The following is a 26073-nucleotide window of genomic DNA, read 5'->3' as shown; positions in this document are numbered from 1 at the left end:
CATCGTCGTAAAGCTTAGCACCGCCGCCGCCTAAGGCCATAAAAGGCCCAGTGGGGAGGTAGACTATCAACCGTGCTTCTTTCTGATCGTGATATCCGTGCCGCCATTTCCGCTGATGCTCCCGAGCGTTTGAGCATCGACCCTTTCGACGCCGAGATGGTCCAGCCTTCCTCCATCGATGTGCGCTTGGACAAGTTCTTCCGCGTGTTTAATAACTCGCGCTATACGCATATTGACCCCAAGCAGGAGATGCCGGACCTCACCAGTGAGGTGGAGGTGGCCGAGGGTGATGCCTTCGTCCTACACCCCGGCGAGTTCGTGCTGGGCGCCACGCTGGAAAAGTTCACCTTGCCGGCCAACCTGGCAGGCCGCTTGGAGGGCAAGTCCTCCCTGGGTCGCCTAGGCTTGCTGACGCACTCCACGGCAGGCTTCATCGATCCGGGCTTCTCCGGACATATCACACTCGAGCTGTCCAACACCGCTAACCTGCCCATTTCGCTGTGGCCCGGGATGAAGGTGGGCCAGTTGGCTATCTTTAAGATGTCTTCGCCGGCGGAGGCTCCGTATGGTTCCGGCGCGCTGGGCTCGAAGTACCAGGGCCAGCGTGGACCGACGCCGTCGAAGTCCTATCTGAACTTCCGTTAAACTTTTCGTTCTCGCCGCGCGCTTCAGGTCAACCGCGCCTAAAATTCCCGGTTATGCGTATGACTGTGATTGGTACCGGCTACCTAGGTGCGACTCACGCCGCCTGTATGGCGGAGCTCGGCCACGAGGTACTCGGTGTAGATGTTGATGAAAGCAAGATTGAAGCTCTCAAGAACGGCCGCGTGCCGTTCTACGAGCCCGGCCTGCCGGAGGTACTCGAGCGCAACATCGAGGCCGGCCGCCTAGATTTTTCCACCAGCTATGACGACGCCGCGGAGTTCGCCAACGTGCACTTCCTCGGCGTTGGCACCCCGCAGGCCCACGGCTCCTACGCCGCGGATCTCACCTACGTGAAGTCTGTCATCACGGAGCTCGTACCGCGCCTCAAAGGCGAGCACGTCATCTTTGGTAAGTCCACCGTTCCCGTGGGAACTGCGGCGGAGCTGCAGGAGATGGCGAATGAGTTGGCCCAGGAGGGCAGCCACGTGGAAATCGCGTGGAACCCAGAGTTTCTGCGCGAGGGCTATGCAGTAAAGGACACCATCGCTCCAGACCGCATCGTTTTGGGCGTGCGGGGCGGGCAGTCCCGCGGCGAGGCTGTAGCCCGTGAAGTCTATGCCAAGCCGTTGGCGCAGGATACGCCGTTTATTGTGACTGACCTGCAGACTGCCGAGCTGGTCAAGGTCTCTGCGAATGCGTTTCTGGCCACCAAGATTTCCTTCATCAACGCCGTGTCTGAGATCTGCGAGATTGCGGGCGCGGACGTCGTAAAGCTTGCCGATGCTATCGGTTACGACGAGCGCATCGGCCGTAAGTTCTTGGGCGCAGGTCTGGGCTTCGGCGGTGGCTGCCTGCCGAAGGATATTCGTGCATTCATGGCACGTGCCGGCGAGTTGGGTGCGGACCAAGCGCTGACCTTCCTGCGTGAGGTCGATGCCATCAATATGCGTCGCCGTGACCGCACCGTGGACATGGCTAAAGAGGCCTTCCAGGGTTCGCTGTTAGGCCACCGCGTGACAGTTCTGGGATGCGCTTTCAAACCGAACTCTGACGACGTTCGCGATTCGCCAGCGCTGTCCGTGGCGGGTTCTTTGTCCTTGGCTGGCGCTGCGGTTACCGTCTATGACCCAGAGGGCATGGAAAACGCCCGCAAGGTGTTTCCTACGTTGAACTACGCCGCTGACTGTGAGGAAGCTCTGCGCGAGAGCGAGCTGGTTATTCTCGCCACCGAATGGCAAGAATTCCGCCAGCTGGACCCCGCCGAAGTGGCGGAGCTGGTCACCAACAAACACATCATCGACGGCCGCAACGTCCTCGACGTTGAGGCGTGGAAGCAGGCCGGCTGGACCATCGAGGCGCTGGGCCGCAGCCTCTAGCGAACGGACAGGGCGCTATTAGTAGCGTCAGGTTCGGGACCCGCCTCACGCTGCGGGATGGTCAGCGCTGCGATGAGAGTGGTGATGGGCACTGCTAGGGTCAGTGCCATTGCACCCACGGCGGAGCGCAGGAGCTCGGTGGCTACGAGGTCGCTGGAAAGAATCTGGCCCGCCGGGCGCTGAGCTGCTGTAATCAGCATGAGCAGCGGCACTGACGCGCCGGTATATGTGAGGACGATGGTGTAGACCATGGAAGCGATATGGTCGCGGCCGACCTTCATGGCGGACTTGAACAGCTCCGCAGGGCCTGCTTCGGGGTTGAGCTCATTGAGCTCGCGGACGGTGGAGGCCTGCGCGATGGAGATATCGTTGAGGCTGCCCAGCGCGCCGATGATGAATCCGCAGAGCAGGACACCCACGATGGAAACTCCGGGCATGTAGAGCAGGAGCTTGAGGTTGTCTTCGGAGCTAAGTCCCTGCAGGCTCGTTGAGTTGATAGTGGAGCTGGCCAGGAAAGCCGCCAGCAGCAGGGCGATGAGTGCACCGCCCAAAGCAGAGGCGGACTTCCAGTTGAACCCGTGCACGAGTGGTACAACGATGAAGATGATGGCGGCGCTGGTTACCAATGCCAAGCCCAAGGGGTTTGTGCCCTCGACGAGAGCGGGAAGCAAGTAGAAGAATACGATTGCGAGCGAAATTGCCAGGCCAATGAGCGAGCGCAATCCGTGCCATGCCGCGAAAGCAATGATGACGATAGCGGCGATGATGGCCCAGAGGACGAGGTTGCCGCTGCGTTGATAATCGGCGAAGGCATAGTCTACGTCCCCGTTGGGGCCGGTGGCCTCGGAGAGCAGGATCTTGTCACCCTCCTGCAAGTCTGGGTCACCCGCGACGCCAAAGTGCACCAGCTGGGTCATCTTGCCTGCGTTGTCCCCGGAGGTGATATCGATGAGGGAGCGGGTGCAATCGCCACCTGGCTCCGCCGGAATGAGTGGTGGCTTGTCGAAGGCCTTGCCGGTCTGATCCGACTGGCAGATGGCGTGGTCGACAGTCTTGACCGTGCCCTCGGCCTGCGGGTGGTTCAGAGCGTAAGTCTGCGAGAACTCTGCGCTCGTGTGATCTACCGGAGAAGTGGTAGGGCGCAGGAAAATAGCGCCGATGATGGTTACAAGGACGGCCAGCGCAAGCCCGATAAGCAGCGCGAGACGCCACGGGTTTTGGTTCGTCGCTAAATAAAGGCGGCCTCCACTAGGAAAGGAGACCACCGGCTTGGAAGCCGTCGTGTGTTTGCCCATGCAGCTTATTGTGAACGATTGTCAGTTCAAATGGCAACTGCGCACAAAAATTGCAAACAAATACGAGGCCTTTCACTTAGAAAGGCGGCTTGAGCTACTGGCGGTAGCTGGCCAGGAAGTTGCCGAGGCGCTCGATAGCGTTTTCCAGCTGGGAAGCCCACGGCAGGGTAACCACGCGGAAGTGGTCCGGGTTTGGCCAGTTAAAACCAGTGCCCTGGACCATCAGGATCTTCTCCGAGCGCAGGATATCCAGCATCAGCTTGGAATCGTCGTGAATCTCGTAGACATTCGGATCCAAGCGTGGGAAGCAGTACAAAGCACCCATCGGCTTGGTGACGGAAACGCCCGGGATCTCGTTGAGCTTCTCGTAGGCCACGTTGCGCTGCTTGAGCAGGCGACCGCCCTCGCCCGTGAGCCCGTAGATGGACTGTCGTCCGCCGAGAGCTACCTGGATTGCGTGCTGTGCCGGAACGTTCGGGCACAGGCGGGTGCCCGCCAGTAGGGCGAGACCCTCGATGAAGCCGCGTGCATGGCTCTTCGGGCCGGTCAGAACCATCCAACCAGCGCGGTAACCAGCCACGCGATAAGCCTTGGAAAGACCGTTGAAGGTAATCGTCAGCAGATCCGGAGCGAGGGACGCGATCGAGATGTGCTTCGCGCCGTCGTAAAGAATGCGATCGTAAATCTCATCCGCCAAAATTAGCAGGTTGTACTCACGCGCTACGTCTACAATGCGCTGCAGAACCTCGCGGGAGTAGACGGCGCCCGTTGGGTTATTCGGGTTGATGACCACGATGGCTTTAGTCTTTTCCGTGACCTTCGCACGGATATCCTCGATCGAAGGATTCCAGTCATCCTCCTCATCACACAGGTAGTGCACCGGCGTACCGCCCGCTAGGGAGGTGGCGGCAGTCCACAAAGGGTAATCGGGGGCTGGGATGAGTACCTCGTCGCCATCGTTAAGCAGCGCCTGCGTGGTCATGGTGATGAGCTCAGAAACACCATTGCCCAGGTAGACATCGTTGACGTCGAAGTGCGGGAAGTCCTCCAGCTCGTAGCGGGTGACAATCGCGCGGCGTGCCGGAATGATTCCCTTCGACGTGGAATAGCCCTGGGAAGTCGGCAGCGCTGCGATCATGTCGCGCATGATGACGTCCGGGGCATCGAAACCGAATACGGCAGGATTGCCGGTGTTCAGCTTGAGGATGCTGTGGCCGTCGAGCTCCATGCGCTCCGCCTCCGCAGAGACCTCACCACGGATGTCATACGCGACGCCCTGAAGCTTGGTGGATTGGTCAAAAATGCGGTTGTTCGGTGTAGTCATGGAAAGTATTCTGCCACTTACAGACTATAAATGGGTCAACCGGCAGGCTTATTTTTTATTCCATTGCTCAAGCTTGCGCTTGGCCAGATTCATGGCCTCGCTGGTCAGCTCACCTGCTTGGCGGCGCCTCTCCGCCCACTGCGCTTGCTCCAAAGCCTTCTGCTGGGCGCGCTCTTGGGCCGTTAGCTGCAAAAGCTCGCGGCGGTGCTGGCGCTCAATCTTGCGCGGGGAGGGCTGGTGCCAGGACTTTGGGCCGATTTTGGCGACGTAGAGCATAATCCATAGCGCTGGGATGAGGAACAGTGCGCCCACGCCGCTGAGGAGAGCAATCGTGCCGGCGGTTTCGGAAACGACGAAGCAGGTGGTGGCGGCGAAGGTTAAGGCCATCGAGCCAATCAGCGCGGTGGCCAGGCGCGGCTTTTTGCCGGCTTTGTATGCACGCTCGACCTCGCCGCGGGAATAGACCTTGATTTCGGTGGCAGAAACCGCCGGGATGTCTGTGAACAAGGGGACCAACTCGCGGCGGGTGGTGGCGCGCATGACGTCGTCAGAGCGCTGCTCGAATTCCTCCATGCTGAGCCTGCCCTCGCCGACGGCGCGGGCGAGATCGTTGATGGCGTCCGTCTTCTCTGCGTCGGAAAGCCGCATTGAAGAGGAAGGATCGAAGGGCGAGGAACCGTAGCTGTGAGTCACAAATTCTACTATAGGAAAACTATTTGCCTTTGTGGTCAGCTGTTAGTGATCAGCATTCTTCTGCTTCGATTCCGGCTGAGGTTTAGGCTCTGCGGGTTCGTTTTCTTGCTTGCCTTTGACCAAGCTAGATAAGAGCGGGAAGAGCGCTACAGTCAGCGCGCCACCGGCAACAAAGATAGAGGCGGTTTCGGTATCGACGATTTTGGAGCTGACCGCGATGGTCATGACAGCGACGATGATCGGAAGACCCGTGGCGGCGTAAAGGGCGACCTGCAGGCGCTCGCGGGTGGTTTCGATATCGGAGCCGGTGTGGTGGATGTTCTCACGCAGGAATACCGGCAGGCCGCGGGTGACCAGAATCAGCGCGGGGATGCCGATGACCTTGAGAGGGCTATTGGCGATGACGTGCCAATCGATGGCCATGCCGGAGACCACAAAGAAGACGGGGATCAGCATGGAATAGCAGACCACATCGAGGCGGGTTTCGAGGCGCTTGTGGAACTCGTCCGGAATGATCCGGTTGAGGATGATGCCTGCGGCGAAGGCACCGAGGACGATGTCGAGCTCGAAGACCGAGGTCACGGCCATGAGGATGGCCAGGATCAGGATGATGAGGCGGAGGATGGTTTGGTTTGTGGAACCTGCGCCGGAAAGGAACGCCGTCTTGAGCCACGGCACTGCGACGATGAGCGCGCGCGGCATGACCGCAACGACGACCGCGATGATGATGAAGGCCAGCAGAATTAGCATCGTGGTCAAGGTGGAGCGGGTACCGAGCAGCAGAGCCATGGCGGTAATCGGTGCGACCTCGCCGATGGCGCCGTGGATGACGACGGAATTGCCCACCTTGGTGCCGAGGAGCTTGTCCTGCTTGAGCATTGGGGTGATGGTGCCCAAGGCCGTGGAGGTAAGCGCGATGGCCATGACGATGGCACTCGGAATGTCATCGAGCAGGAAATAAGCACCCACGAGACATGCCACCATGCAGATAAACCAGGTGGAAAAGCCGGTGACGGCTTGTTTAGATTTCAGCGTCGCAAGATCGATTTCGAATCCCGCGAGGAGGAACAAAGCGCCGACGCCCAGCTCTTTGAGCATGCCGATACCAGGGTCCTCGTGTGCGAGGTCTAATACAGACGGGCCCAGGATCATGCCGAACAAGATAAGCAGTGCCACGGCGGGCATCTTGTTTTTCAGCATGAAAGAAACCAGTGGCGCTAGGAGGGCGGCGGCCATGATCCAAGCGAAGGAGACGAGGGACGGGGTGTAGTCAGCTTCCCCAGATGCGAGCACCAATGTGTCGGCGGCGCTAGTCGCGACATTAAGCATGTCAACAGCGTACGCGTCGAATCTTCCATGTGCCTATTCGGCGAAGCATGCGCCTTTTCCACCTAGTCCTGTCTATCTGCTGATAGCCCCTTTACTCGGCTCCTTTTATCAAGCTCCCCTTGCTGCCAAATGCCTTGATTTTCGGTTGATTCGGCTTTTAGTTACTCGATAAACAACCATTTGCAACGGACCGGATGACCGGGACCATTTGGCCAAAACGACGAAAGGGCAGCCTGGGTATCCCAGACTGTCCTCGTGAATGGCCAACCAGCTTTACTCTGACGCTGGCGGCTTGGGCGCAGCTGGTGGCTGTGGCGCTGCGGGTGGCTTGGGCGCTGCGGGTGGCTGCGGCGCTGTTGGCGGCTTTGGCGCGGCCGGTGGTTCAGGCGTGGCTGCCGCAGGTGGCTTTGGCGCAGTCGGTGCTGCAGGTGCAGCGGGCGCCGGGGCACTAGGTGCCGCCGGCGCAGCTGGTGGTTGTGGTGCAGCAGCCGCTGGGGGAGTAGGAGCACTCGGGGCCGTCGGTGCTGGAGTTACAGGTGGTTGTGGTGCAGCCGGCGCGGCCGGTGGAGTTGGAGCTGGCGGAGTTTGAGCAGAGGGTGCGGCGGACGCCGAGGGAGCGGCTGGTGCGGCGGGCGCCGAGGGAGCGGCAGGTGCAGCAGGAGCAGCCGGGGTAGCCGGTGCGGGCGCAGCTGGCGCTGCAGGCACGGCCGGAGAAGGTGTAGAGGGGGCAGCTGGGGTTGCGGAAGCGGCCGAAGCAGACGCAGCTGGGGCGGAATCGGCAGATGCTGGGCGCGCCGCGGAAGGCGCAGGCGTCTGGGAAGGTGCCTTGCGGCGGATTGGCGTGCCGAGGAACGCCTTCGGCCGCGGCTCGGGGAGGGCGCCGTCGGCGTCGGCGACGGAAGCGCGGAGCATGAGGGCAACGTCGGTGACGGCAGGTGCAGCGGACGCTGCTGCAGAACCGGGGGCGTCGGCAAGCGCTTTAACGCCGCCGGTGAACATGACGTTGCAGAATGGACAACCCGTGGCAATCTCCTCCGCGCCGGTGGCGATGGCCTGCTCCGCACGGAACTCGTTGATGCGGGTGCCTAGCTTTTCCTCCATGAACATGCGTGCGCCGCCAGCGCCACAGCAGAAGGCCTCGTCGCGATTTCGGTCCATCTCACGGAGGGAAACGCCAGTGGCTTCCAGCAGCTCACGCGGCGGATCGAAGACCTTGTTGTGGCGGCCCAAGAAGCACGGATCGTGGTAGGTAATCGGCTTGCGGTTTTCCGGCGTACGCGGGATCGGCTTGAGCAGCCCCTCACGCACTAGGCGGTTAAGCAGCTGGGTGTGGTGGAAGACGTCGAAGTGCCCATCGAAATCTGGGTACTCGTTGCGCAGCGTGTTGAAGCAGTGCGGGCAGGTGGTGATGATCTTGCGCTGGCCTTCCGGAACGCCTTCGAAAGCGTTGTTTAGGGTCTCAACGTTTTGCTGCGCCATCATCTGGAACAGGAACTCGTTGCCAGCACGGCGCGCGGGATCGCCGGTGCAGGTCTCACCAGTAGAAAGCACGCCGAACTTCACGCCCGCCGTGTGCAGCAGGTCCACCACGGCGCGGGTGGTCTTGCGGCCCTGTTCGTCGTAGGCACCGGCGCAGCCGACCCAGAACAGGTACTCCATGTCGGCAAAGTCCGTGGCGTCCTCGCCGATGATAGGCACCTCGATGCCGTCGGCGCGTGCCTCATCGATCCAGGCGCGGCGCTCAGAGTTATTGCGGCCCCACGGGTTGCCCTTGGTCTCAATGTTTTTGAACAGTCCGGTCAGCTCAGAGGGGAAGTCGGATTCCGCCAAGACCTTGAAGCGGCGCAGGTCAGCGATGTGGTCGATGTGCTCGATGTCGGTCGGGCACTGGTCCACGCAGGCGCCGCAGTTGGTGCAGGACCAGAGGACGTCGTCGTCAATAGCGTTTGCCATTGCCAACACGTTGACGCCCTCGTGCGGGTTGTAGTTCTCGACGGCGGCATCGCGCATGTCCATCACGAACTTCTTCGGACTCAGCGGCTTCTCGGTGTTCCACGCCGGGCAAAGGTCCTGGCAGCGGCCGCACTCGGTGCACGAGGTGGTATCGAGCAGCATCTTCCAGCTGCCGGGGGCGATGTCTTCTTCGAGGGCCGGGGTCGGAAGGGAGCCGAGTGCCTTGTCGCCGCTGACGTTGCGCTGGAAGAAGATGTTGAAAAACGCCATGAAGCGGTGCCACATGACGCCCCAGGTGAAGTGGCGCGAAATCAGGAAGATGAAAATCAGGCCGGTAAGCAGCTTGAACAGCGCGAAGAAGGACACCAGCGCTGGCGAGGCGGGAAGCAGCTTGGCCAGGTGGATGGAAAGGAAATCCGCCCACGGGGAGCCGTGGCCAAACGCCGCGATTTTCGACGCCTTGACCAGCAGCATTCCAAGCCCCTCCAGGAAGACCACGGCCTCGACGATGCGGGCAGGGCCTGGCTGGGAGTTGTAGAAACGGGAGCCGCGCTCGGTGTGTCCATACTTGAGGCGAACGCCGATGAGGAAGCTAATGCCCACAACGGTGGCGATACCGAGGACCTCTTCGATGAAGTGATAGACCGACCAATGCGATAGCAGCGGCCAGCCTCGCGACGGTGCGAAGGTCTGGATATAGGCTTCAAACCAGACGAGGATGCCGAAGAGGAATCCCACCATGACTGCCCAGTGCGCCGCGTTGACGAAGGGGCGGCCCTTGAAGTGCGTGTGGCCGAATACTTCCACCACGACCCGCCACAGGCGCTTGCCTAGGTGGTCGAAACGCTGCAGCAGAGTTGGCCCGCCGGAGCGAATGAAAGCGAACATGCCCCATGCGCGGTACGCAAAGTAGCCCCACACGGGGATCGAAACGAGGATGGCTAGCCAACCGAAGACGGCTGTCATTTCACGGACTCCTTATAAAGTTGCGCGCAGATATAAACAGCCTAAACGGTGGGCGCGCAAAGATGGGAGTCGGTATTCATCGCGGTTTCGAACCGAGCCCAGCCGGCAAACGCGAGGCACAGCTTTTCGACGCACTCGCCGAAAGGCTAGTCCTCTTCGGCGAACTGCGCCTGATTAAGCCGCCAGTAGGCGCCTTCGCGGGCAAGCAGCTCGGCGTGGGTGCCTTGCTCGACGATGCGGCCTTCCTCCATGACGAGGATGAGGTCCGCATCCCGGATGGTGGAAAGACGGTGGGCGATGACGAAGGAGGTGCGGTCGGCGCGCAGCGCATTCATCGCGTGCTGGACGAGCATCTCGGTGCGGGTATCCACAGAGGAGGTGGCCTCGTCGAGGATGAGCAACGCCGGCTGGGCCAGGAAGGCGCGTGCGATGGTGATAAGTTGGCGCTCGCCAGCAGAGATAGCGCCGGCGTCTTGGTCGATGAGTGTGTCGTAGCCATCGGGCAAAGCGCGCACGAAGCGGTCCACGTAGGTGGCCTTTGCTGCTTCGATGACCTCCTCGTCGGTGGCATCTAGGCGGCCGTAGCGGATGTTTTCCATGATGGTGCCCTCAAAGAGCACAGCGTCCTGGAGCACCATGCCCACCTGCGAGCGCAGTTCGGTGCGCGACATTTCGGCGGTGTCATTGCCATCGATAGTGATGGTGCCGGAATTCAGCTCGTAGAAGCGCATGATGAGGTTGACCAGCGTGGTCTTGCCCGCGCCGGTAGGCCCGACGATGGCGGCGGTCTGGCCCGGCTCAACGCGCAGGTTGAGATCCTCGATGAGCGGCTTGTCTTCCGAGTAGGAGAAGTCCACGCCGCGGAACTCCACCAAGCCCCGCGCGCGGCCTTCGAAGTGCGAGGTCGCGGTGTCCGGGCGCTGTTCCTCAGCGTCGAGGAATTCGAAGACGCGCTCGGCGGAAGCAACACCGGATTGGATTTGCTGCATCATGCCGCCCAGCTGGCCCAGCGGCTGGTTGAACTCGCGGGAGTACTGAATGAAGGCTTGTGCGCCACCCAAGGTGAGCTGGCCGTGGGCCACGCGCAGCGCGCCCATCACGGCGATGACCACGTAGGACAGATAAGAGATGAACTGCATGACCGGCATCATCATGCCGGAGAGGAACTGCGCTTGCGATGCAGATTTATAAAGCTCCTCATTGCGCTCATCGAATTCTTCGGTCATGGCGTCCATGCGGCCATAGACCAAGGCGAGGTCGTGCCCGGAGAAGGCCTCTTCCACCTGGCCGTTGAGTTGGCCGGTGGCACGCCACTGGGTGGCGAATTGCTTCTGCGAGCGCGCGCCGATGACACCAATGACGATGCCGGTCAGCGGCAGCGAAAGCAGGGCCACCAGTGCGAGCTGCCAAGACACGGAGAACATCATGACGGTAATGCCCACCACCATGAGCAGGTCGTAGAAGACCTGCGAGACCGCTTGCTGGAGCGCGGTCTGGATATTGTCGGCGTCGTTTGTCGTGCGCGAGAGCAGGTCGCCGCGGGAGTTGGTGTCGAAGTAGTTCAGCGGCAGCGCGTTGACCTTGGCCTGGATGCGTTGGCGCAGGTCATAGACCGCGCGCATCACCAATGAGTTGAGAATATGACCCTGCCACCACTGGAAGAGCGCGGAGACCAAGTACATCGCGATGACGATGGTGATGATGCGGCCCAATTGCGTGAAGTCGATGCCCAGGCCTGGGCGCAGGTCCATGGCGGAAGCCATGTCCGCGAAGGTGTCCTTGCCTTCCGCCCGCAGGCCCTCGATGACCTGCTCCTCGCTGGTGCCCGCCGGCAGCTGCTTGGAAAGCACGCCGGCGAAGATGACGTCGGTTGCCTTGCCCATCACCTTCGGTGCGTAGACCGCGAGGAATACGCAGACGATGTTCATCAATGCGATGATGATAAGCCGCGATTTGAAGGGCATGAGCAGCCCGAACAAGCGCTTCGCGGAAGGCCAGAATGCCTTAGCCTTGCGTGGGGCGTTGCCGGACCAATCGTCCCCGGCGGTCTTGGCTTCGAGTTCGTGGAGCTCTTCTTCGGTCATGCCGTGCGCATCTTGTGCAGTGCTTGCCATTACTGCTCACCTTCTACTGGTGTGGCTTGAGAATCGACGATTTCCTTATAAGTTTCAGAGCCTTCGACCAGCTCGGCGTGGGTGCCACGGGCAACGATGCGGCCGGCTTCCATGACCAGGATTTGGTCGGCGTCCATGATGGAGGACACGCGCTGGGCGACGACCATCATCGTGGCGTCGGCAAGCAGCGGGCTCTCGTGCAGGGCCTGACGTACGTTCGCGTCGGTGACCACGTCGAGGGCAGAGAAGGAGTCGTCGAAGAGCAGCACCTTCGGTCGCGCAACGAGCATGCGCGCGATGGATAGGCGCTGGCGCTGGCCGCCGGAGACGTTCGTTCCGCCTTGGGAAATGGGCATGTCCAGGCCCTTTTCGTCCCTTTCCACGAAGTTTGCTTGGGCGATGCGCAGCGCTTCCCACAGCTCCTCGTCGGTGGCTTCAGGGCGGCCGAGGCGCAGGTTAGAAGCCACGCTTCCGCTAAACAGGTAGGGCTTTTGCGGCACGAGGGACACGCGCTTGACGATGTCCTGGCGGTTCATGCGGGAGACATCCGCGCCGTCGAGAAGCACCTGGCCCTCGGTGGGCAGATACAAACGCGGAATCAGGTGCAGCAAGGTCGACTTGCCGGAGCCGGTGGAGCCGATGATGGCGGTGGTCTGGCCGGGCCGGGCAGTGAAGGAGATGTCGTGGAGGACCGGGGCGTCGGCGCCGGCGTAGGTGAATGTGACGTCACGGAACTCGACGACGCCGTCGTTGCGCTCCGGCGTCACGTTCTTCGCAGGCTCGGCGATGGAAGGCTCGTGCTCCAGTACCTCGGTGATGCGCTTAGCGCAGATAACGGCGCGGGGCAGCATCATGGCCATGAACGTGCCCATCATGACGGCGGCGAGGATTTGCAGCAGGTATTGCAAGAACGCGGTCAGCGCGCCGACTTCCACAAGGCCCTCATCCACGCGGTGGCCACCGAACCACAGCACGGCGCCGGTAGCGACGTTGAGGATGACAGTGATGATGGGGAACATCAGGACGAAAATCTGGCCGATCTTCAAGGAAAGCTGCGTGAGATCGTGGTTGGCCTTGGTGAAGCGCTCGGTCTCGTGGGCCTCGCGGACGAAGGCGCGCACGACACGAATGCCCACGATTTGTTCGCGGAGGGTGCCGTTTAGGGAATCGAGTTTGTCCTGCATGCTGTGGAAAAGCGGCATGAGCTTGGCGATGAGCGCGGAAATCACGCCGAGGAGAACCGCCACGGCGACCCAGACCAACCAGGACAATCCGGCATCCTCGCGCACCGCCATGACGATGCCGCCGATGGACATGATGGGTGCGGCCACCATGAAGTCCAACATCATCAGGTAAACCATCTGCACCTGCTGGACGTCGTTCGTGCCGCGCGTGATGAGGGTGGGCGTGCCGTAGTGGCCCATGTCCTCGGCGGAGAAACGAGCGACGCGGCGAAAGACCTCGCTGCGCAGGTCGCGGCCGACGCCCATGGCGGTGCGGGCTCCAAACCACACGGCGGCGACGGCGGTAATGACTTGGGCGAAAGCTACGGCGAGCATGATGCCGCCGGTGTGCCAGATGTAGTCGATGTCCACCTTGACCACGCCGTTGTCGATGATGTCAGCGTTGAGCGAGGGCAGATACAAGGTGGCGGCGGTGGATAGTGCTTGGAGCACAATGACTGCAAGCACGAAGCCACCATAGGGTTTTGATCGAGAGACCAGAATGCGAACTAGCTCCACTAGACCGACCTTTACTTAAGAATTGAAATTAACTCGGTCGAGTCTAATGCGAATGTGAAGAATGTGACTAGCCGCGTGCAGGTGGTATCGGCTGAATCACGTTTGAGCGTTAAAGGCAGACTGGCGCAAGTTGCGCGCGGCGGGTGACGGTGGCCCAGTCTTCGGGCTGCTCGGTGGGCTGGCGCAGACGAGGTCCACACACATGCCGGCGCCGATGAGCCTTTCAGCTGTGGATAGCGCCGCCGGGCCATCGCCGACGATTGCGACACGCTGCATGGAAACCTCCTTGGTTTATTGTTTATAGACCGTTTTGTCTAATAATCTAGTCTGACCTGTTCAGTTATGGCAATTTTTATTCTTGCATTGCCCCAAGCTCATCGGACTATTCGCGTGTTCAGCGCGCAATGTCTCCTGCACGAATGCGCCGCCTTGCCTAAAGTGAGTCGGCATGACCCAATCGTTAAACCTGCTGGACGGCGACAAGCCCTACCGCGACCCCAGCATTAGCCCGGAAGGCACGCGCGATACCGCGCCGCTCAACCAAGATATTGCCGCGAAAAACGAGCGCCTTGTCGATGAATGGGCGGACAAGCTCTATGCAGAATCCGCCGAAAACATCATGGCGTGGGCTGCAGAGCACGCGCCGGGCCGGCTGGCAGTGACGATGTCGATGGAAAACACGGTTCTGGCGGAGCTCGCGCACCGCGCACAGCTGGACGCAGACCTGCTCTTCATCGACACTGGCTGGCACTTCCCGGAGACGTTGGCTGTGGCCAACGAGGTTGAGGAGCGCTATGCGGACCTCCCCCTAGTCCGCGTGAAACCGCTGCTGAGCCCGGAGGAACAGGACGAAATCTATGGTCCGAGGTTATATGCACGTGATACCAGCGCATATAACCGTATGCGCAAAGTGGAACCGCTGAACATGGCGATGGACCCATACGTTGGTTGGGTGACCGGTCTGCGCCGCGCGGATTCTGAACACCGCGCCACGGCCCCAGCGCTGAGCCTGGACCAGCACGGAAGGTTAAAGATTTCGCCGATGATTACCTGGGATTTGGCAGATACGGATTGCTATATCGCGGACAATGATCTGATTATCCATCCCTTGACGCTGAAAGGCTATCGCTCTATCGGCTGTGCGCCTTTGACCTTCCCGGTGGGTAAGGGCGAGGACGCTCGTTCCGGCAGGATTTTTGGAGACGGCAAGACAGAATGCGGGTTGCACGAATGACACAGAAGAACACACTTTCGCCCCACTTAAAGGACTTGGAAAATGAGTCCATCCACATCCTGCGCGAGGTAGCGGGCCAGTTCGATAAGGTCGGCCTGCTTTTCTCCGGCGGCAAGGATTCCGTGGTGGTCTTCGAATTGGCGCGCCGTGCCTTTGCACCAGCGGTGGTGCCTTTCGAGCTTGTGCACGTTGATACCGGGCATAACTTCCCGGAGGTCATCGAATTCCGTGACCGCTTGGTTGCTGAGACCGGTGCGCGCCTGCACGTGGCTAAGGTGCAAGATTGGATTGACCGCGGCGAGCTGCAGGAACGCCCTGATGGTACACGCAATCCGCTGCAGTCGGTGCCGCTGGTTGAAACCATCGCGCAGCGCCAGTACGACGCCGTGCTGGGCGGCGCCCGCCGCGACGAGGAGCGGGCGCGTGCGAAGGAACGCATCTTCTCCATCCGCGATTCCTTTGGCGGCTGGGATCCGCGCCGCCAGCGCCCAGAGCTGTGGGATCTCTACAACGGCGGCAAGATGGCCGGTGAGAACGTGCGCGTTTTCCCAATCTCCAACTGGACCGAGTCTGATATCTGGGAGTACATCGGCGCGCGCGAGCTGCAGCTTCCTTCCATCTATTACTCCCACGAACGCGAGCTGTTCAATCGCAATGGCATGTGGCTGTGCCCGGGCGAGTGGGGTGGCCCGCGCGAGGGCGAGGAGCTTAAAAAGAAGACCGTGCGCTATCGCACCGTGGGCGATATGTCCTGCACTGGCGCCGTTGAATCCACGGCCTCGACCCCGGAGGAAATCCTGGCGGAGATTTCCGTTTCCACCCTGTCCGAGCGCGGCGCGACCCGCGCGGATGACAAACTTTCTGAATCCGCCATGGAAGACCGCAAGAAGGAAGGCTACTTCTGATGACTAATTCTTCACTCGTCGAACGCCTCACCACCCGCGAGACGCTGCGCCTGTGCACTGCAGGTTCTGTGGACGACGGTAAGTCCACCTTCGTTGGCCGCCTTCTTTATGACACCAAGTCTGTGCTGGCGGACCAGGTAGAATCCATGGAACGCTCCTCGGCGGACCGCGGTTTCGACGGCATGGATTTGAGCTTGCTTGTCGACGGCCTGCGTGCCGAGCGCGAGCAGGGCATCACGATCGATGTGGCCTACCGCTACTTTGCGACGGACAAGCGCACCTTCATCTTGGCGGATACCCCGGGCCATGTGCAGTACACGCGCAACACGGTCACCGGCATGTCCACCTCCCAGGCGGTGGTGCTGCTTATCGATGCCCGACACGGCGTCGTCGAGCAGACGCGTCGCCACCTGAACGTGGCTGCGCTGCTGGGCGTGCGCCACGTGATTTTTGCAGTCAACAAGATTGACCTGGTGGATTATGATGAAGCGACGTTCCGCGCGATTGAGGCGGAGTTTGGTGAGATTGCACGTCGCCTGGGAATTACAGATTCCACGGTCATCCCGATTTCCGCGCTGAAGGGCGATAACGTCGTGGAGAAATCCGCGTCGATGCAGTGGTACACCGGCCCGACGGTGCTGGAAACCCTTGAGACCATCCCGGTGGCCGGTGGCCGCGCGGAGGAGCTGGATTTCCGTTTCCCCATTCAGCACGTGATTCGCGAGCATGCCTCGGACTACCGCGGCTACGCGGGACGCATCAAGGCGGGCACGGTTGCGGTCGGTGACGAGGTGACCGCGCCGCATGGTCGGACGACAACGGTCACACACATCGACACCACCGACGGCGAACTTGGCCCCGACGAGCGCGCGACTGCTGGTGATTCGGTGGTGCTGCGTTTGGCCGATGAAATTGACCTAACTCGTGGTGACCTGCTGGCGGGCAGCGCCCGCCCGGCCGATGTCCGTGAGTTTGCTGCGACTGCGGTGGTGCTCACAGAAAAGGACATCACGCCGGGGCAGATGCTCAAGCTGCGCTATGGAACCTCGCTGGTCAAGGCCCGCGTGGCATCGGTAGACCGCATCCTGGACTTGGATGGTGTGGCTGACGATGAGGCGCCGGAGAAGGCGAGCCTCAACGATATCGCGTACATCACCGTGCAAACGCAGGCTGAGCTGCCTGTTGAGGACTACGCGGCGCGCGGCGCGGTGGGTAACTTCTTGCTCATCGACCAGGCCAATGGCAACACTCTGGCCGCGGGCTTCGTGGGCAAGCGCCTGCGCGGCTAAGGCTTCACCGGTGTAACGGTAGAATTCTTTAATGTGATTGATTACAGCGCCCGCATTCTGTTTGTTGCTGCCGTCGATAAAGAAGCAGCCGCTCTTCCGGAAGGCACGCCTTTACTCGTTACGGGAATTGGTACTCTGCCTGCGGCAATTTCGCTTACTGAGTACCTCACCGTCGCGCGTGAGGAGGGTACTTTGCCGGAGCGCGTGGTCAACATCGGCACAGTGGGCGCGCTGCGCGATGGGCTGGATGGGGTCTATGAGGTTGACCGCGTGGTCAAACACGACTTCCAGCTCAAAGTGTTAAGCGATATCTCCCGTTACCTGCTGCCTGCGGTAATTGAGCTTCCCACGAGCGGCAAGTTCCCGGTTCAGGGCCTGGCCACTGGTGACACGTTTGTTTCCGACACCGCTACTCGTGACCGCTTGGCTGTCGACTCTGGACTTTGTGACATGGAGGGCTACGCCATCGCCGCAGTGTGTCAGCGTTTTGGCGTACCAGTCACCCTGTTGAAGCAAGTATCTGACCCAGCCAACGAGTCCTCCGTTGGCGCCTGGGATGATGCGCTTCCCCGAGCTGCACATGAGTTAGCTGATGCTGTGCGGGAATTGGGCTTTCTACCGCGCTCCTAGCTCGGCGGAATTGGGGCCGGTGCAATTTGGTCCGGCCTTAGATGGTCCGGCCCCAAATGGTGAGGAACAAATGGTGAGGTCACGCCACATGCGTCCCAGCAGGTAACTGTAGCCGCAGGAGTTGTGGGGCGACCTCACCATTTGGAGAGCGGGGCCGCGAAGAGGACTAAGCGGAAGCCTTCGGCGCAATCATGTTGTAGAGCTCGCGGACCTTGGCGCGTGGGGAATCCGGGTCGAGTTTCTCCACGGATCGGGCGGCGTCGAGCTCTGGGCTGCTGCCGGAAGCATCGATGTGGGCTTCGGAGTCTTCCTTCTGCTTCTGCAGGCGGGCCTTGCGCTTCGGCTTCGGGGCACCGGTGACAATCTCCGCCTCGTTCGGGTCAACTTCACCAGCGCGAATGGCGGTAACCAGCGCCTGGTAACGGAAGGTGACGCCAATGGTCGCCGCCACCGGCACCGCGAGGAATGCGCCGATAATGCCAGCCAGCGCAGAGCCCACCGTGACAGACAGAAGGATGACCGCAGCGTGCAGGCCCATAGCCTTGGACTGCAGGATCGGCTGTAGGACATTGCCCTCAATCTGCTGGACTGCAACGACCACGAGCAGGGCAAGCAGTGCGGTTGTCAGGCCGTGGGAAACCAGGGCCACGATAACGGCGAGGGCACCGGCGGTAATCGCACCGACCAGCGGAATGAAGCTCGCGAAGAAAGTCACGACACCGATGACGAATGCCAGCGGTACCTGCAGGACCATGAGGCCGAGGCCGATGAGAACGGCATCGACAAGCGCGACGGTGGCCTGGGCCTGGATGTAGCCCGAGAGCGTCTTCCAAATGCGGTTGCACAGCTCAGTCAAGTGCCAACCGGCCGGGAATCCGGTGTACTTGCGCATCCACGGTAGGAACTTCTCGCCTTCCTTAATAAAGAAGAAGGTCAGGAAGAGCATGATGACGATGGTCACCACGATGGAGCTGACCGTGGAGAAGCCGCTCATGACGCCGGTGGCGATGTGGGAGGCCTGGCCCTTAACCGCGTTGGTGACATCATCGATGAGTTGCTGAACCTTGGTCTCATCAATATCGACAGGGAGCTTCTCGCCGAGCTTGATGAGCTCATCGATGCCGCCTTGGGCCTGGTGGATTAAGTCCTGGCTCTGGTTTTTCACGGTCGGCGCCATTGCGGCGAAGATGCCGGTGACGATGGCGAAGAAGCCTAGCAGAGTCGTGGCTGCGGCCAGCGCGCCGGGGAAGCGCAGCTTCGTGCGCATCCATGCGGTCACAGGGTAGAGGACCGTGGCGACCAAGATGGCCAGGATGACTGGCAGGAGGCCGGTCCACAGGAATTTCAGCAGGTAACCAGCAATGGCCGCAGCTGCGACGATGAGGATAAAGCGGCCAGAGGCTTTTGCCAGCGTGCGGAAATCTTTTGCTAGGACCTCCGTCTTCAGGTCCTCGCGAATCGGCTTCGGCGCATCGGAGCCCACGCCCTCGGCGTCATTGCTGACGAGTGGCTGCGGTAGCCGGTGCTCGGCATTCTCGGCGCCCTGTGGGACTGCCACGGAGTCTTTTGCAGATGAGGCAGATGTATCTTTGGAATTCACTTGACCTATCTTGCCATATAAATACATCTGCCCGTCTCCTAAAAGTGCAGGAGACGGGCGATTGCCACGCAGCCACGGTTAGCGGCTGGTGGCGGCTGGTGGCGGCTGGGCGCTGGGCTAGCGCTCGATGCCGGCGACGGAGCGGATGATGCCGAAGCGGTGCATGGTCACCGATACGGCCTGCTCCAGGAGGTAAGGCAGCAGCTCACGACGGCCGTCGGCCAGAACTGGCTGGTCAAGAATGACGGAGTTGGACTCCACGGCTGCCTCGCGAGCGGTGTCCGCGACGGCGCCCAGCGTGCGTACACGAGCAGACTCGGCGCGGGAGAGCTCGGATGCGAAGGCGGCATCGGAAAGCTGGCGCACCTCGATGCCCAGGACCGCGAGCTGCTCTGCGACGGCCGGGGTAGCGGAGAACTCCACCTTGGTTCCGGTGACTGCGGCGGCGAGCACCTGGCGGATGACGTCGCGCAGTGCGAAGCCTTCGCCGATGCGCACGCGCAGCTTGTCCAGCAGCGGTACGTAGCGGAAGATGTTCGCCTCCGAAATCAGGCCGGTGCGGTCATGGTCGCGGCCGAATTCTTCCATCCAGGCCAGCTGGTCGAGCTCGGCGGCGCGCCAGAGCCATTCGACGTCGGCGTCGGAAAGCGCGGCGCGGCTTGCCAGGTTACGCAGCTCGTTGGCCACCGCCGTTGGGACGTCGACCTCGCGTGGGCGCAGCTCGCCGTCTGCCCAGGAGCCCATCTGCGGCACGTAGTTCGGGCCGCCTGCCTTGGCGCCTGGGCCCATGACGGACTTCTTCCAGCCTCCGAAGGACTGACGCTGGACAATGGCGCCGGTGATGCCGCGGTTGACGTAGGCGTTGCCGACCTCGACGTTGTCGATCCAGTACTGGATCTCATCGTCGTCGAGGGAGTGGATGCCGCCGGTCAGACCGTAGCCGGTGGAGTTCTGCCACTCGATGGCTTGCTCGAGGGTTTCGGCGTGCATGATGCCGAGCACTGGGCCGAAGCACTCGTTGAGGTGGAACCAGGAGCCCGGCTTCACACCATCGCGGATGCCTGGGGACCACAGGGTGCCTTCCTCATTGAGCTTTTCCGGCTTGAGCAGCCAGCTCTCGCCTGGCTCCAGCTGGGTAAGGCCGCGCAGCAGCTTCTCGCTTGGTGCCTCGGCCAGGCCGTTCATGGTGGTGGTGATGTCATAGCCTGGGCCTACCTTGAGGGTGCGCACGGCGTCGAGAAGCTGGTCGCGCAGGCGCTCGGAAGTGCCGGCGGCGCCGACGAAGATGACCAGGGAGGAAGCAGAGCACTTCTGACCAGAGTGGCCGAATGCGGAGAGATAAAGATCCGCAATAGCCAGGTCAGGGTCCGCAGCCGGGGTGATGATAAGCGCGTTCTTGCCGGAGGTCTCCGCCATGAGGTTCATCTCTGGACGCCAGGAGCGGAAGAGCTTGCCGGTATCGGACGCGCCGGTCAGGATGACAGCGTCGACATCCGCGTGGGAGATGAGAGCCTTGCCTGCTTCGCCCTCATCGGTGAGCACGAGCTGGACGAGGTTGCGGTCGAGGCCGTGCTCCTCCAACGCGGCGTGTACGCACTCGACTGCCACCTTGGCACAGTGGACAACCTGTGGCGCCGGCTTGATGATGACGGCGGAACCCGCAGCTAGGGCGGAGAGCATGCCGCCTACCGGAATAGCGATAGGGAAGTTCCACGGTGGGGTGACCACGGTGACGCGGTTCGGGGTGAACTTAGAGCGTGCCTCATCGAGCAGGCGAGCAGAGTGTGCGTAGTAGACGGCGAAGTCGATGGCCTCAGAGATTTCTGGGTCGGTCTGCGTGATGGTCTTGTTGGCCTCGTAGGCTGCGACGTTGATGAGACGGGAGCGGGTAGCCGCCAGCTTGTCTGCCACGGTCTCGAGGACGGCAGCGCGCTCTGCGCCGGGCTTGGCGCCCCACGCGTCGGCAAGCGAAGAGGCGGTGGCAACTGCCGCGTTCACGGCCTCCGGATCGGTGACCTCGTCGATGCCGTGGTGGCCTGGGTCCTGGCTCAGCAGCTTATGCGCCCACTCGCGGTTGGCTTCCAGGGCTGGGTCGGTGTCCGGCTCGTTGGTGAAGCGGCCACCGCGTGGGGCCTGGCGGCCTTCACCCGCAGCCTCTTCTTCGATTCGGTTCTGGGTACGCTCTGGGCCGGCGAAGGTCTCCCAGCGGTTTTCTACTGCCGCGCGGAAGTGAGCTTCCTGCTGCTCAATTGGGGTGCCGGCACGCTTGTTGCCACGGGAATCGCGCTCCGGTTCATCCGGCGCGAACAGCGCGTAGAGGAAGTTCTGGCTGGCGGAGTTCTCCTCCAAGCGGCGGACTAGGTAAGACACGGCGACGTCGAAGTCCTCCGCGTGGACGACCGGGGTGTAGAGAATCTGACGGCCCTCGTAGACCTCGCGGACTGCAGCCTGCTGTGCCGGGGACATGCCCTGCAGCATCTCGGAGTCGAGCATGTGCAGTACGCCGCGGGCGTTGCCGAGCTCGTAGCCCAAAGCAGCGGTGAACAGATTGTGGGTAGCAACGCCGACGCGTACGGAGTCGGCGAACTCTTCGCGCACGATGTAATCCAGCAGGCGGTAGTAGTTCGCATCCACGTCTGCCTTGTCGGTGTAGGTAGCAACCGGCCAGCCATGGACCTCACCCTGGACGTGCTCCATGGACAGGTTCGCGCCCTTCACGATGCGGACCTTGACCTTGGCACCGCCGGTTGCCACGCGCTCCTTGGCAAACTCCGCTACTTCCTGCAGGGCCTCGAAGGTATCTGGCAGGTAAGCCTGCAAGACGATGCCAGCTTCTAGGTTCTTGAATTCCGGCTCGGAGAGCAGCTCCTTGAACAGGCGGATGGTCAGGTGAAGGTCGTGGTACTCCTCCATATCCAGGTTGATGAATACGTTAGGAGAGCGCTTGACGGCCTCTTCATACAGTGGGCGCAAGCGCTCCTTCAGGCGCTCGACGGAACCATCGATGTCCCATGGGTTGAGCTGGGCCACCATGGAAGAAGCCTTGACGGAAACGTAGGTGACCTTTGGGTTCTTGATCAGGTCAAGCGTGCGCTTTGCACGGGAGCGGGCCTCGTCCTCGCCCAGAACTGCCTCGCCCAGCAGGTTGAGGTTGAGGTGCTCACCGGATTCGGCTGCCTTATCCAGCATCTTGTCCAAGGACTCGGACTCAGCGTCCAAAACGAGGTGGCCTACCATCTGGCGCATGCGCAGGCGTGCCAGCGGCATGACCAGGTTCGGCAAAATGGGGCCAAAGAAACCACCCATGCCAACCAGGGTGCCGTTGATAAGGCCTAGGAAGGCTGGGTCGAATCGCTGGGTGATCTTCTTCAGTGCGTTGGCTGCGACCTTATCGTCTTCCGGGCGCATGACTCGGTCGACGAAGTCCATGGTGAATGCGACGCCTTCAGAGTCGCGGAGCAGCTGGGCCAGCTGCTCGGTTCCCTTATCCTGTTCGCCTTCGCTGGCACGCAGCCAGGAATGGGCGCGGGTAACGGCCGCGTCGACGCAGGCCTCGACGTCGCCGGATTCAGGAAGGCGGGTGTGTGCAGAAGTTGTCATAAGCAGTGTGTACCTCAGGTGAATACCTGGCGCTTCCACGCGCTTTTAAATAGATCGGGGCCTTTTTAAAGACAGATGTGCAAAAGCTATCTGCGCGAGGAAAGCGTCCAGAGCCGGTTTGATTACTTAATTTCAAGAAGTTGAAAGTGCGGTCTCTAGCGCAGCGTCTGCGCACAATGCACCGGTGGGCGGTCACCCTGGCGACGGGTACGAGAATGATTTGAATTCATCGCAACCGTCCTTTCCAAATGTTTCCGCACCAATTGCCCTTCCACTCCGCCAGCGCCTGCCAGCGCCTTTAAAATCCCCGCCGGTAACTGCGAAAATTCGCGTATTCGGGCAGGCGAGAACTTAAGAGGAAAGGGAGTGTGTAGGAGTCAGCTTGGTGAGCTGGATTAAATAAAGTGCGAACCTGTGATCGGTATCGCTAATCGAAAATTAGCGGTCGAAAGGCAGGTTGGTCAAGAGGGGGGGAGTAAGGGGGTAGAGAAATCTTTTCCACCTATAGTCCAAATAGATTTTGGGCCGTTCAACTGGGGGAATATAGAAAATTTCAAAAAAGTTGAGCGAAGTGGGAACAACTTTGGGTTAAGCGCGGTTGAAGAGGTTGAGTGGATCGCGCTCAGGTTCTTGTAGCAAACACCGAAACTTCTGTTAGAGTGGCGCAAGAGCCAACGAGAAGTTGAGCCACCTGAAATCAACTTAAAGCTAAAAACAGTCTTCTAAGACAAGCAAGGAGAAAATTCATGGGACGCGCAGTAGGCATTGACCTCGGTACCACCAACTCGGTTGTTTCCGTTCTGGAAGGTGGCGAGGCTACCGTCATCGCTAACTCTGAGGGTGCACGTACCACCCCATCCGTCGTTGCTTTTGCAAAGAACGGCGAAATCCTGGTCGGCCAGTCCGCCAAGAACCAGGCTGTCACCAACGTTGACCGCACCATCCGCTCCGTCAAGCGCCACATTGGTACTGACTGGACCATCGACATCGATGACAAGAAGTACACCCCGCAGGAGATCTCCGCTCGTACCTTGATGAAGCTCAAGCGCGACGCAGAGGCATACCTCGGCGAGGATGTCACCGACGCAGTTATTACTGTCCCGGCATACTTCGAGGACTCCCAGCGTCAGGCCACCAAGGAAGCCGGTCAGATTGCAGGCCTGAACGTCCTGCGTATCGTCAACGAGCCAACTGCGGCTGCATTGGCATACGGCCTGGAAAAGGGCGAGCAGGAGCAGACCATCCTGGTCTTCGACCTGGGCGGCGGCACCTTCGACGTTTCCCTGTTGGAAATCGGCGACGGCGTCGTTGAGGTTATGGCAACCGCTGGTGACAACCAGCTCGGTGGCGATGACTGGGATCAGCGCATCGTGGACTGGCTCGTTGAGAAGTTCAAGTCCGCTAACGGCATCGACCTGACCAAGGACAAGATGGCCCTGCAGCGTCTGCGCGAGGCCGCTGAGAAGGCAAAGATTGAGCTGTCTTCCTCCCAGTCCGCAAACATCAACCTGCCGTACATCACCGTTGACTCCGAGAAGAACCCGCTCTTCCTGGATGAGACCCTGTCCCGTACCGAGTTCCAGAAGATCACCCAGGATCTGCTGGACCGCACCAAGGCTCCGTTCAACCAGGTCATCAAGGATGCAGGTCTGTCCCTGTCCGAGGTTGACCACGTCGTTCTCGTCGGCGGTTCCACCCGTATGCCGGCTGTTTCCGAGCTGGTCAAGGAACTGACCGGCCGCGAGCCAAACAAGGGCGTTAACCCGGACGAGGTCGTTGCAGTCGGCGCTGCTCTGCAGGCAGGCGTTCTGCGCGGCGAGGTCAAGGACGTGCTGCTTCTCGACGTCACCCCACTGTCCCTCGGCATCGAGACCAAGGGCGGCGTGATGACCAAGCTCATCGAGCGCAACACCACTATTCCGACCAAGAAGTCCGAGACCTTCACCACCGCGGAAGACAACCAGCCTTCCGTTCAGATCCAGGTCTTCCAGGGTGAGCGCGAGATGGCTTCCGCTAACAAGCTGCTCGGCTCCTTCGAGCTCGGTGGCATCGCTCCGGCACCGCGTGGCGTCCCACAGATCGAGGTCACCTTCGACATCGACGCCAACGGCATCGTCTCCGTTTCCGCTAAGGACAAGGGCACCGGCAAGGAAAACACCATCAAGATTCAGGATGGTTCCGGCCTGTCCCAGGAAGAGATCGACCGCATGGTCAAGGACGCTGAGGCACACGCCGAAGAGGATAAGAAGCGCCGCGAGGAGCAGGAGCTGCGTAACCAGGCAGAGTCCACCTCCTACCAGACCCGCAAGTTCCTGGATGAGAACTCCGACAAGGTTTCCGAGGACGTTAAGACCCAGGTCACCGAGGCTGCCGACGCCGTCGATGAGGCTCTGAAGGGCGATGACATCGAGGCCATCAAGTCCGCAGTTGAGAAGCTGGGCACCGTCTCCCAGGAGATGGGCAAGCAGATCTACGAGGCACAGGCCGCTGAGGCCGGTGCTGAGGGCGCCGCAGCTGGTGCCGAGTCCGACCCAAACGTTGTTGACGCAGAGGTAGTCGACGAAGACGAGACCAAGGATGGCGACAAGTAATGACTCAGAACAGCGGAATGCCGCAAAACCCAGGCGACCCGGACAACACTGATCCAGAGGTAACCTCGGCGGACCGCGCTGAGGCAGCTGCCGCGGAAGCACAAGAGGCTCAGGCTGCACAGGACGCGCAGGCTGACTCCGCCGAAGAGGCAGAACTTGATCCAACTTTGGATGCGGATCTGGAAGCCGCGCTTGCCGGCGTCTCCGCAGAAGACGCAGCCGACCAGGCTGAGGCAGCAGCCGACGCTGCCGCTGACCAAGGCAACTCCCTGGAGGCGCAGCTGGCTGAGCGCACCGAGGATCTGCAGCGTCTGAATGCGGAGTACACCAACTACCGCCGCCGCACCGAGCGCGAGCGCCAGGCTGTCATCGAGACTTCCAAGGCCAAGGTCCTGGCAGAATTCCTGCCTATCCTTGATGACCTAGAGCTCGCACGTCAGCACGGCGACCTCGAGGAGGGCCCACTGAAGGCTATTGCCGACAAACTCTCCGGCGTGCTGGAGAAGAACCAGCTGCAGCCATTCGGCGAAGAAGGCGACGCCTTCGACCCGGAAATTCACGAGGCTGTGCAGGATCTCTCCAGCGGTGGCGAGCAGGTAGTCGGCACCGTTCTACGCCGTGGCTACAAGGTGGGCGAGAAGCTGGTGCGCACCGCGATGGTAATCATCGCTGATGCACCGGACGCCTCCACGGAGGCCGGCGAGGGCAGTGCTGAATCTGCCGGTTCGGAATCTGCTTCCGAATAATGCGAGGTGGCGTCAGGGCTTAAACAAACAAATGCCTTGGC

The 26073-nt window shown here is 61.0% G+C and carries 18 protein-coding genes; 8 read left to right on the top strand and 10 right to left on the bottom strand.

Features of this window, described 5'->3' with window-relative positions; translation table 11 throughout:
• Window positions 1-72 precede the first annotated feature (72 nt).
• Together dcd and HMPREF2692_RS07890 are read left to right on the top strand one after the other, a co-directional pair.
• On the top strand, window positions 73-645 hold the full coding sequence (gene dcd / locus HMPREF2692_RS07895; protein ID WP_062036915.1) for a dCTP deaminase: 573 nt from the start codon (window positions 73-75) through the stop codon (window positions 643-645).
• A gap of 53 nt (window positions 646-698) precedes the next feature.
• Window positions 699-2021, top strand: coding sequence for a UDP-glucose dehydrogenase family protein (locus HMPREF2692_RS07890; protein WP_070432263.1), 1323 nt, complete (start codon window positions 699-701; stop codon window positions 2019-2021).
• Here HMPREF2692_RS07890 and HMPREF2692_RS07885 read toward each other — a convergent pair.
• The 8 genes from HMPREF2692_RS07885 to HMPREF2692_RS13400 all read right to left on the bottom strand — a co-directional run bounded on the left by HMPREF2692_RS07885 (window position 2018) and on the right by HMPREF2692_RS13400 (window position 13713).
• Window positions 2018-3316 carry a YibE/F family protein gene (locus HMPREF2692_RS07885; RefSeq protein ID WP_083281207.1) on the bottom strand — a complete coding sequence of 433 codons (1299 nt, stop codon included), beginning with the start codon at window positions 3314-3316 and terminating at the stop codon, window positions 2018-2020. The genes HMPREF2692_RS07890 and HMPREF2692_RS07885 overlap by 4 nt on opposite strands.
• A gap of 94 nt (window positions 3317-3410) precedes the next feature.
• Entirely contained in the window at window positions 3411-4640 is a 1230-nt protein-coding gene (locus HMPREF2692_RS07880) for a pyridoxal phosphate-dependent aminotransferase (protein WP_070823318.1), read from the bottom strand.
• 48 nt (window positions 4641-4688) lie between these two features.
• Window positions 4689-5333, bottom strand: a complete 645-nt coding sequence (locus HMPREF2692_RS07875; protein WP_339018849.1) for a DUF1707 SHOCT-like domain-containing protein — start codon at window positions 5331-5333, stop codon at window positions 4689-4691.
• 42 nt (window positions 5334-5375) lie between these two features.
• Window positions 5376-6662, bottom strand: a complete 1287-nt coding sequence (locus tag HMPREF2692_RS07870; protein ID WP_070432264.1) for a cation:proton antiporter — start codon at window positions 6660-6662, stop codon at window positions 5376-5378.
• Between the two features lie 273 nt (window positions 6663-6935).
• Window positions 6936-9581: a (Fe-S)-binding protein gene (locus HMPREF2692_RS07865; RefSeq protein WP_061924963.1), complete on the bottom strand. Its 2646-nt coding sequence runs from the start codon at window positions 9579-9581 to the stop codon at window positions 6936-6938.
• A 146-nt stretch (window positions 9582-9727) separates the two neighbouring features.
• Window positions 9728-11695, bottom strand: coding sequence for an ABC transporter ATP-binding protein (locus HMPREF2692_RS07860; protein WP_070455366.1), 1968 nt, complete (start codon window positions 11693-11695; stop codon window positions 9728-9730).
• Entirely contained in the window at window positions 11695-13437 is a 1743-nt protein-coding gene (locus HMPREF2692_RS07855; RefSeq protein ID WP_070455368.1) for an ABC transporter ATP-binding protein, read from the bottom strand. The genes HMPREF2692_RS07860 and HMPREF2692_RS07855 overlap by 1 nt, the downstream gene beginning before the upstream one ends.
• 96 nt (window positions 13438-13533) lie before the next feature.
• Window positions 13534-13713, bottom strand: a complete 180-nt coding sequence (locus tag HMPREF2692_RS13400) for a hypothetical protein (RefSeq protein ID WP_061924958.1) — start codon at window positions 13711-13713, stop codon at window positions 13534-13536.
• 172 nt (window positions 13714-13885) lie between these two features.
• Between HMPREF2692_RS13400 and HMPREF2692_RS07845 the strand changes: the two genes are divergently transcribed.
• Genes HMPREF2692_RS07845 through HMPREF2692_RS07830 form a run of 4 tightly spaced genes read left to right on the top strand, consistent with a single transcriptional unit; the run spans window position 13886 to window position 17495 of the window.
• Window positions 13886-14671: a phosphoadenylyl-sulfate reductase gene (locus tag HMPREF2692_RS07845; protein WP_061924955.1), complete on the top strand. Its 786-nt coding sequence runs from the start codon at window positions 13886-13888 to the stop codon at window positions 14669-14671.
• Complete coding sequence (gene cysD, locus HMPREF2692_RS07840; RefSeq protein WP_061924952.1) at window positions 14668-15576, top strand: sulfate adenylyltransferase subunit CysD; 909 nt, start codon at window positions 14668-14670, stop codon at window positions 15574-15576. Before HMPREF2692_RS07845 ends, cysD begins: the two co-directional genes overlap by 4 nt.
• Window positions 15576-16865 (top strand): sulfate adenylyltransferase subunit 1, encoded by a 1290-nt coding sequence (locus HMPREF2692_RS07835; RefSeq protein WP_070455369.1) that lies wholly within the window; start codon window positions 15576-15578, stop codon window positions 16863-16865. Before cysD ends, HMPREF2692_RS07835 begins: the two co-directional genes overlap by 1 nt.
• Window positions 16866-16898: 33 nt before the next feature.
• Complete coding sequence (locus HMPREF2692_RS07830; RefSeq protein WP_070455371.1) at window positions 16899-17495, top strand: nucleosidase; 597 nt, start codon at window positions 16899-16901, stop codon at window positions 17493-17495.
• Window positions 17496-17661: 166 nt separating this feature from the next.
• On the opposite strand, the gene HMPREF2692_RS07825 is transcribed toward HMPREF2692_RS07830, so the two are convergent.
• Window positions 17662-19095, bottom strand: a complete 1434-nt coding sequence (locus HMPREF2692_RS07825) for an AI-2E family transporter (protein WP_235591085.1) — start codon at window positions 19093-19095, stop codon at window positions 17662-17664.
• 117 nt (window positions 19096-19212) lie between these two features.
• The gene (locus tag HMPREF2692_RS07820) at window positions 19213-22695 is read right to left on the bottom strand and encodes a proline dehydrogenase family protein (protein ID WP_070823317.1); all 3483 of its coding nucleotides are present in this window, start codon (window positions 22693-22695) and stop codon (window positions 19213-19215) included.
• Between the two features lie 746 nt (window positions 22696-23441).
• On the opposite strand from HMPREF2692_RS07820, the gene dnaK reads away from it, so the two are divergent.
• A complete protein-coding gene (gene dnaK / locus HMPREF2692_RS07810; protein WP_062036964.1) occupies window positions 23442-25286 on the top strand; it encodes a molecular chaperone DnaK in 1845 nt (614 codons plus the stop codon).
• Entirely contained in the window at window positions 25286-26032 is a 747-nt protein-coding gene (grpE, locus tag HMPREF2692_RS07805) for a nucleotide exchange factor GrpE (protein WP_070586800.1), read from the top strand. Before dnaK ends, grpE begins: the two co-directional genes overlap by 1 nt.
• Window positions 26033-26073 lie beyond the last annotated feature (41 nt).

It is taken from the genome of Corynebacterium sp. HMSC036D03 (assembly GCF_001836185.1).
Lineage (GTDB): Bacteria > Actinomycetota > Actinomycetes > Mycobacteriales > Mycobacteriaceae > Corynebacterium > Corynebacterium simulans.
The sequence above is the reverse complement of the archived record's forward strand: the minus strand, read 5'-3'. Positions and strand labels throughout refer to the sequence as shown.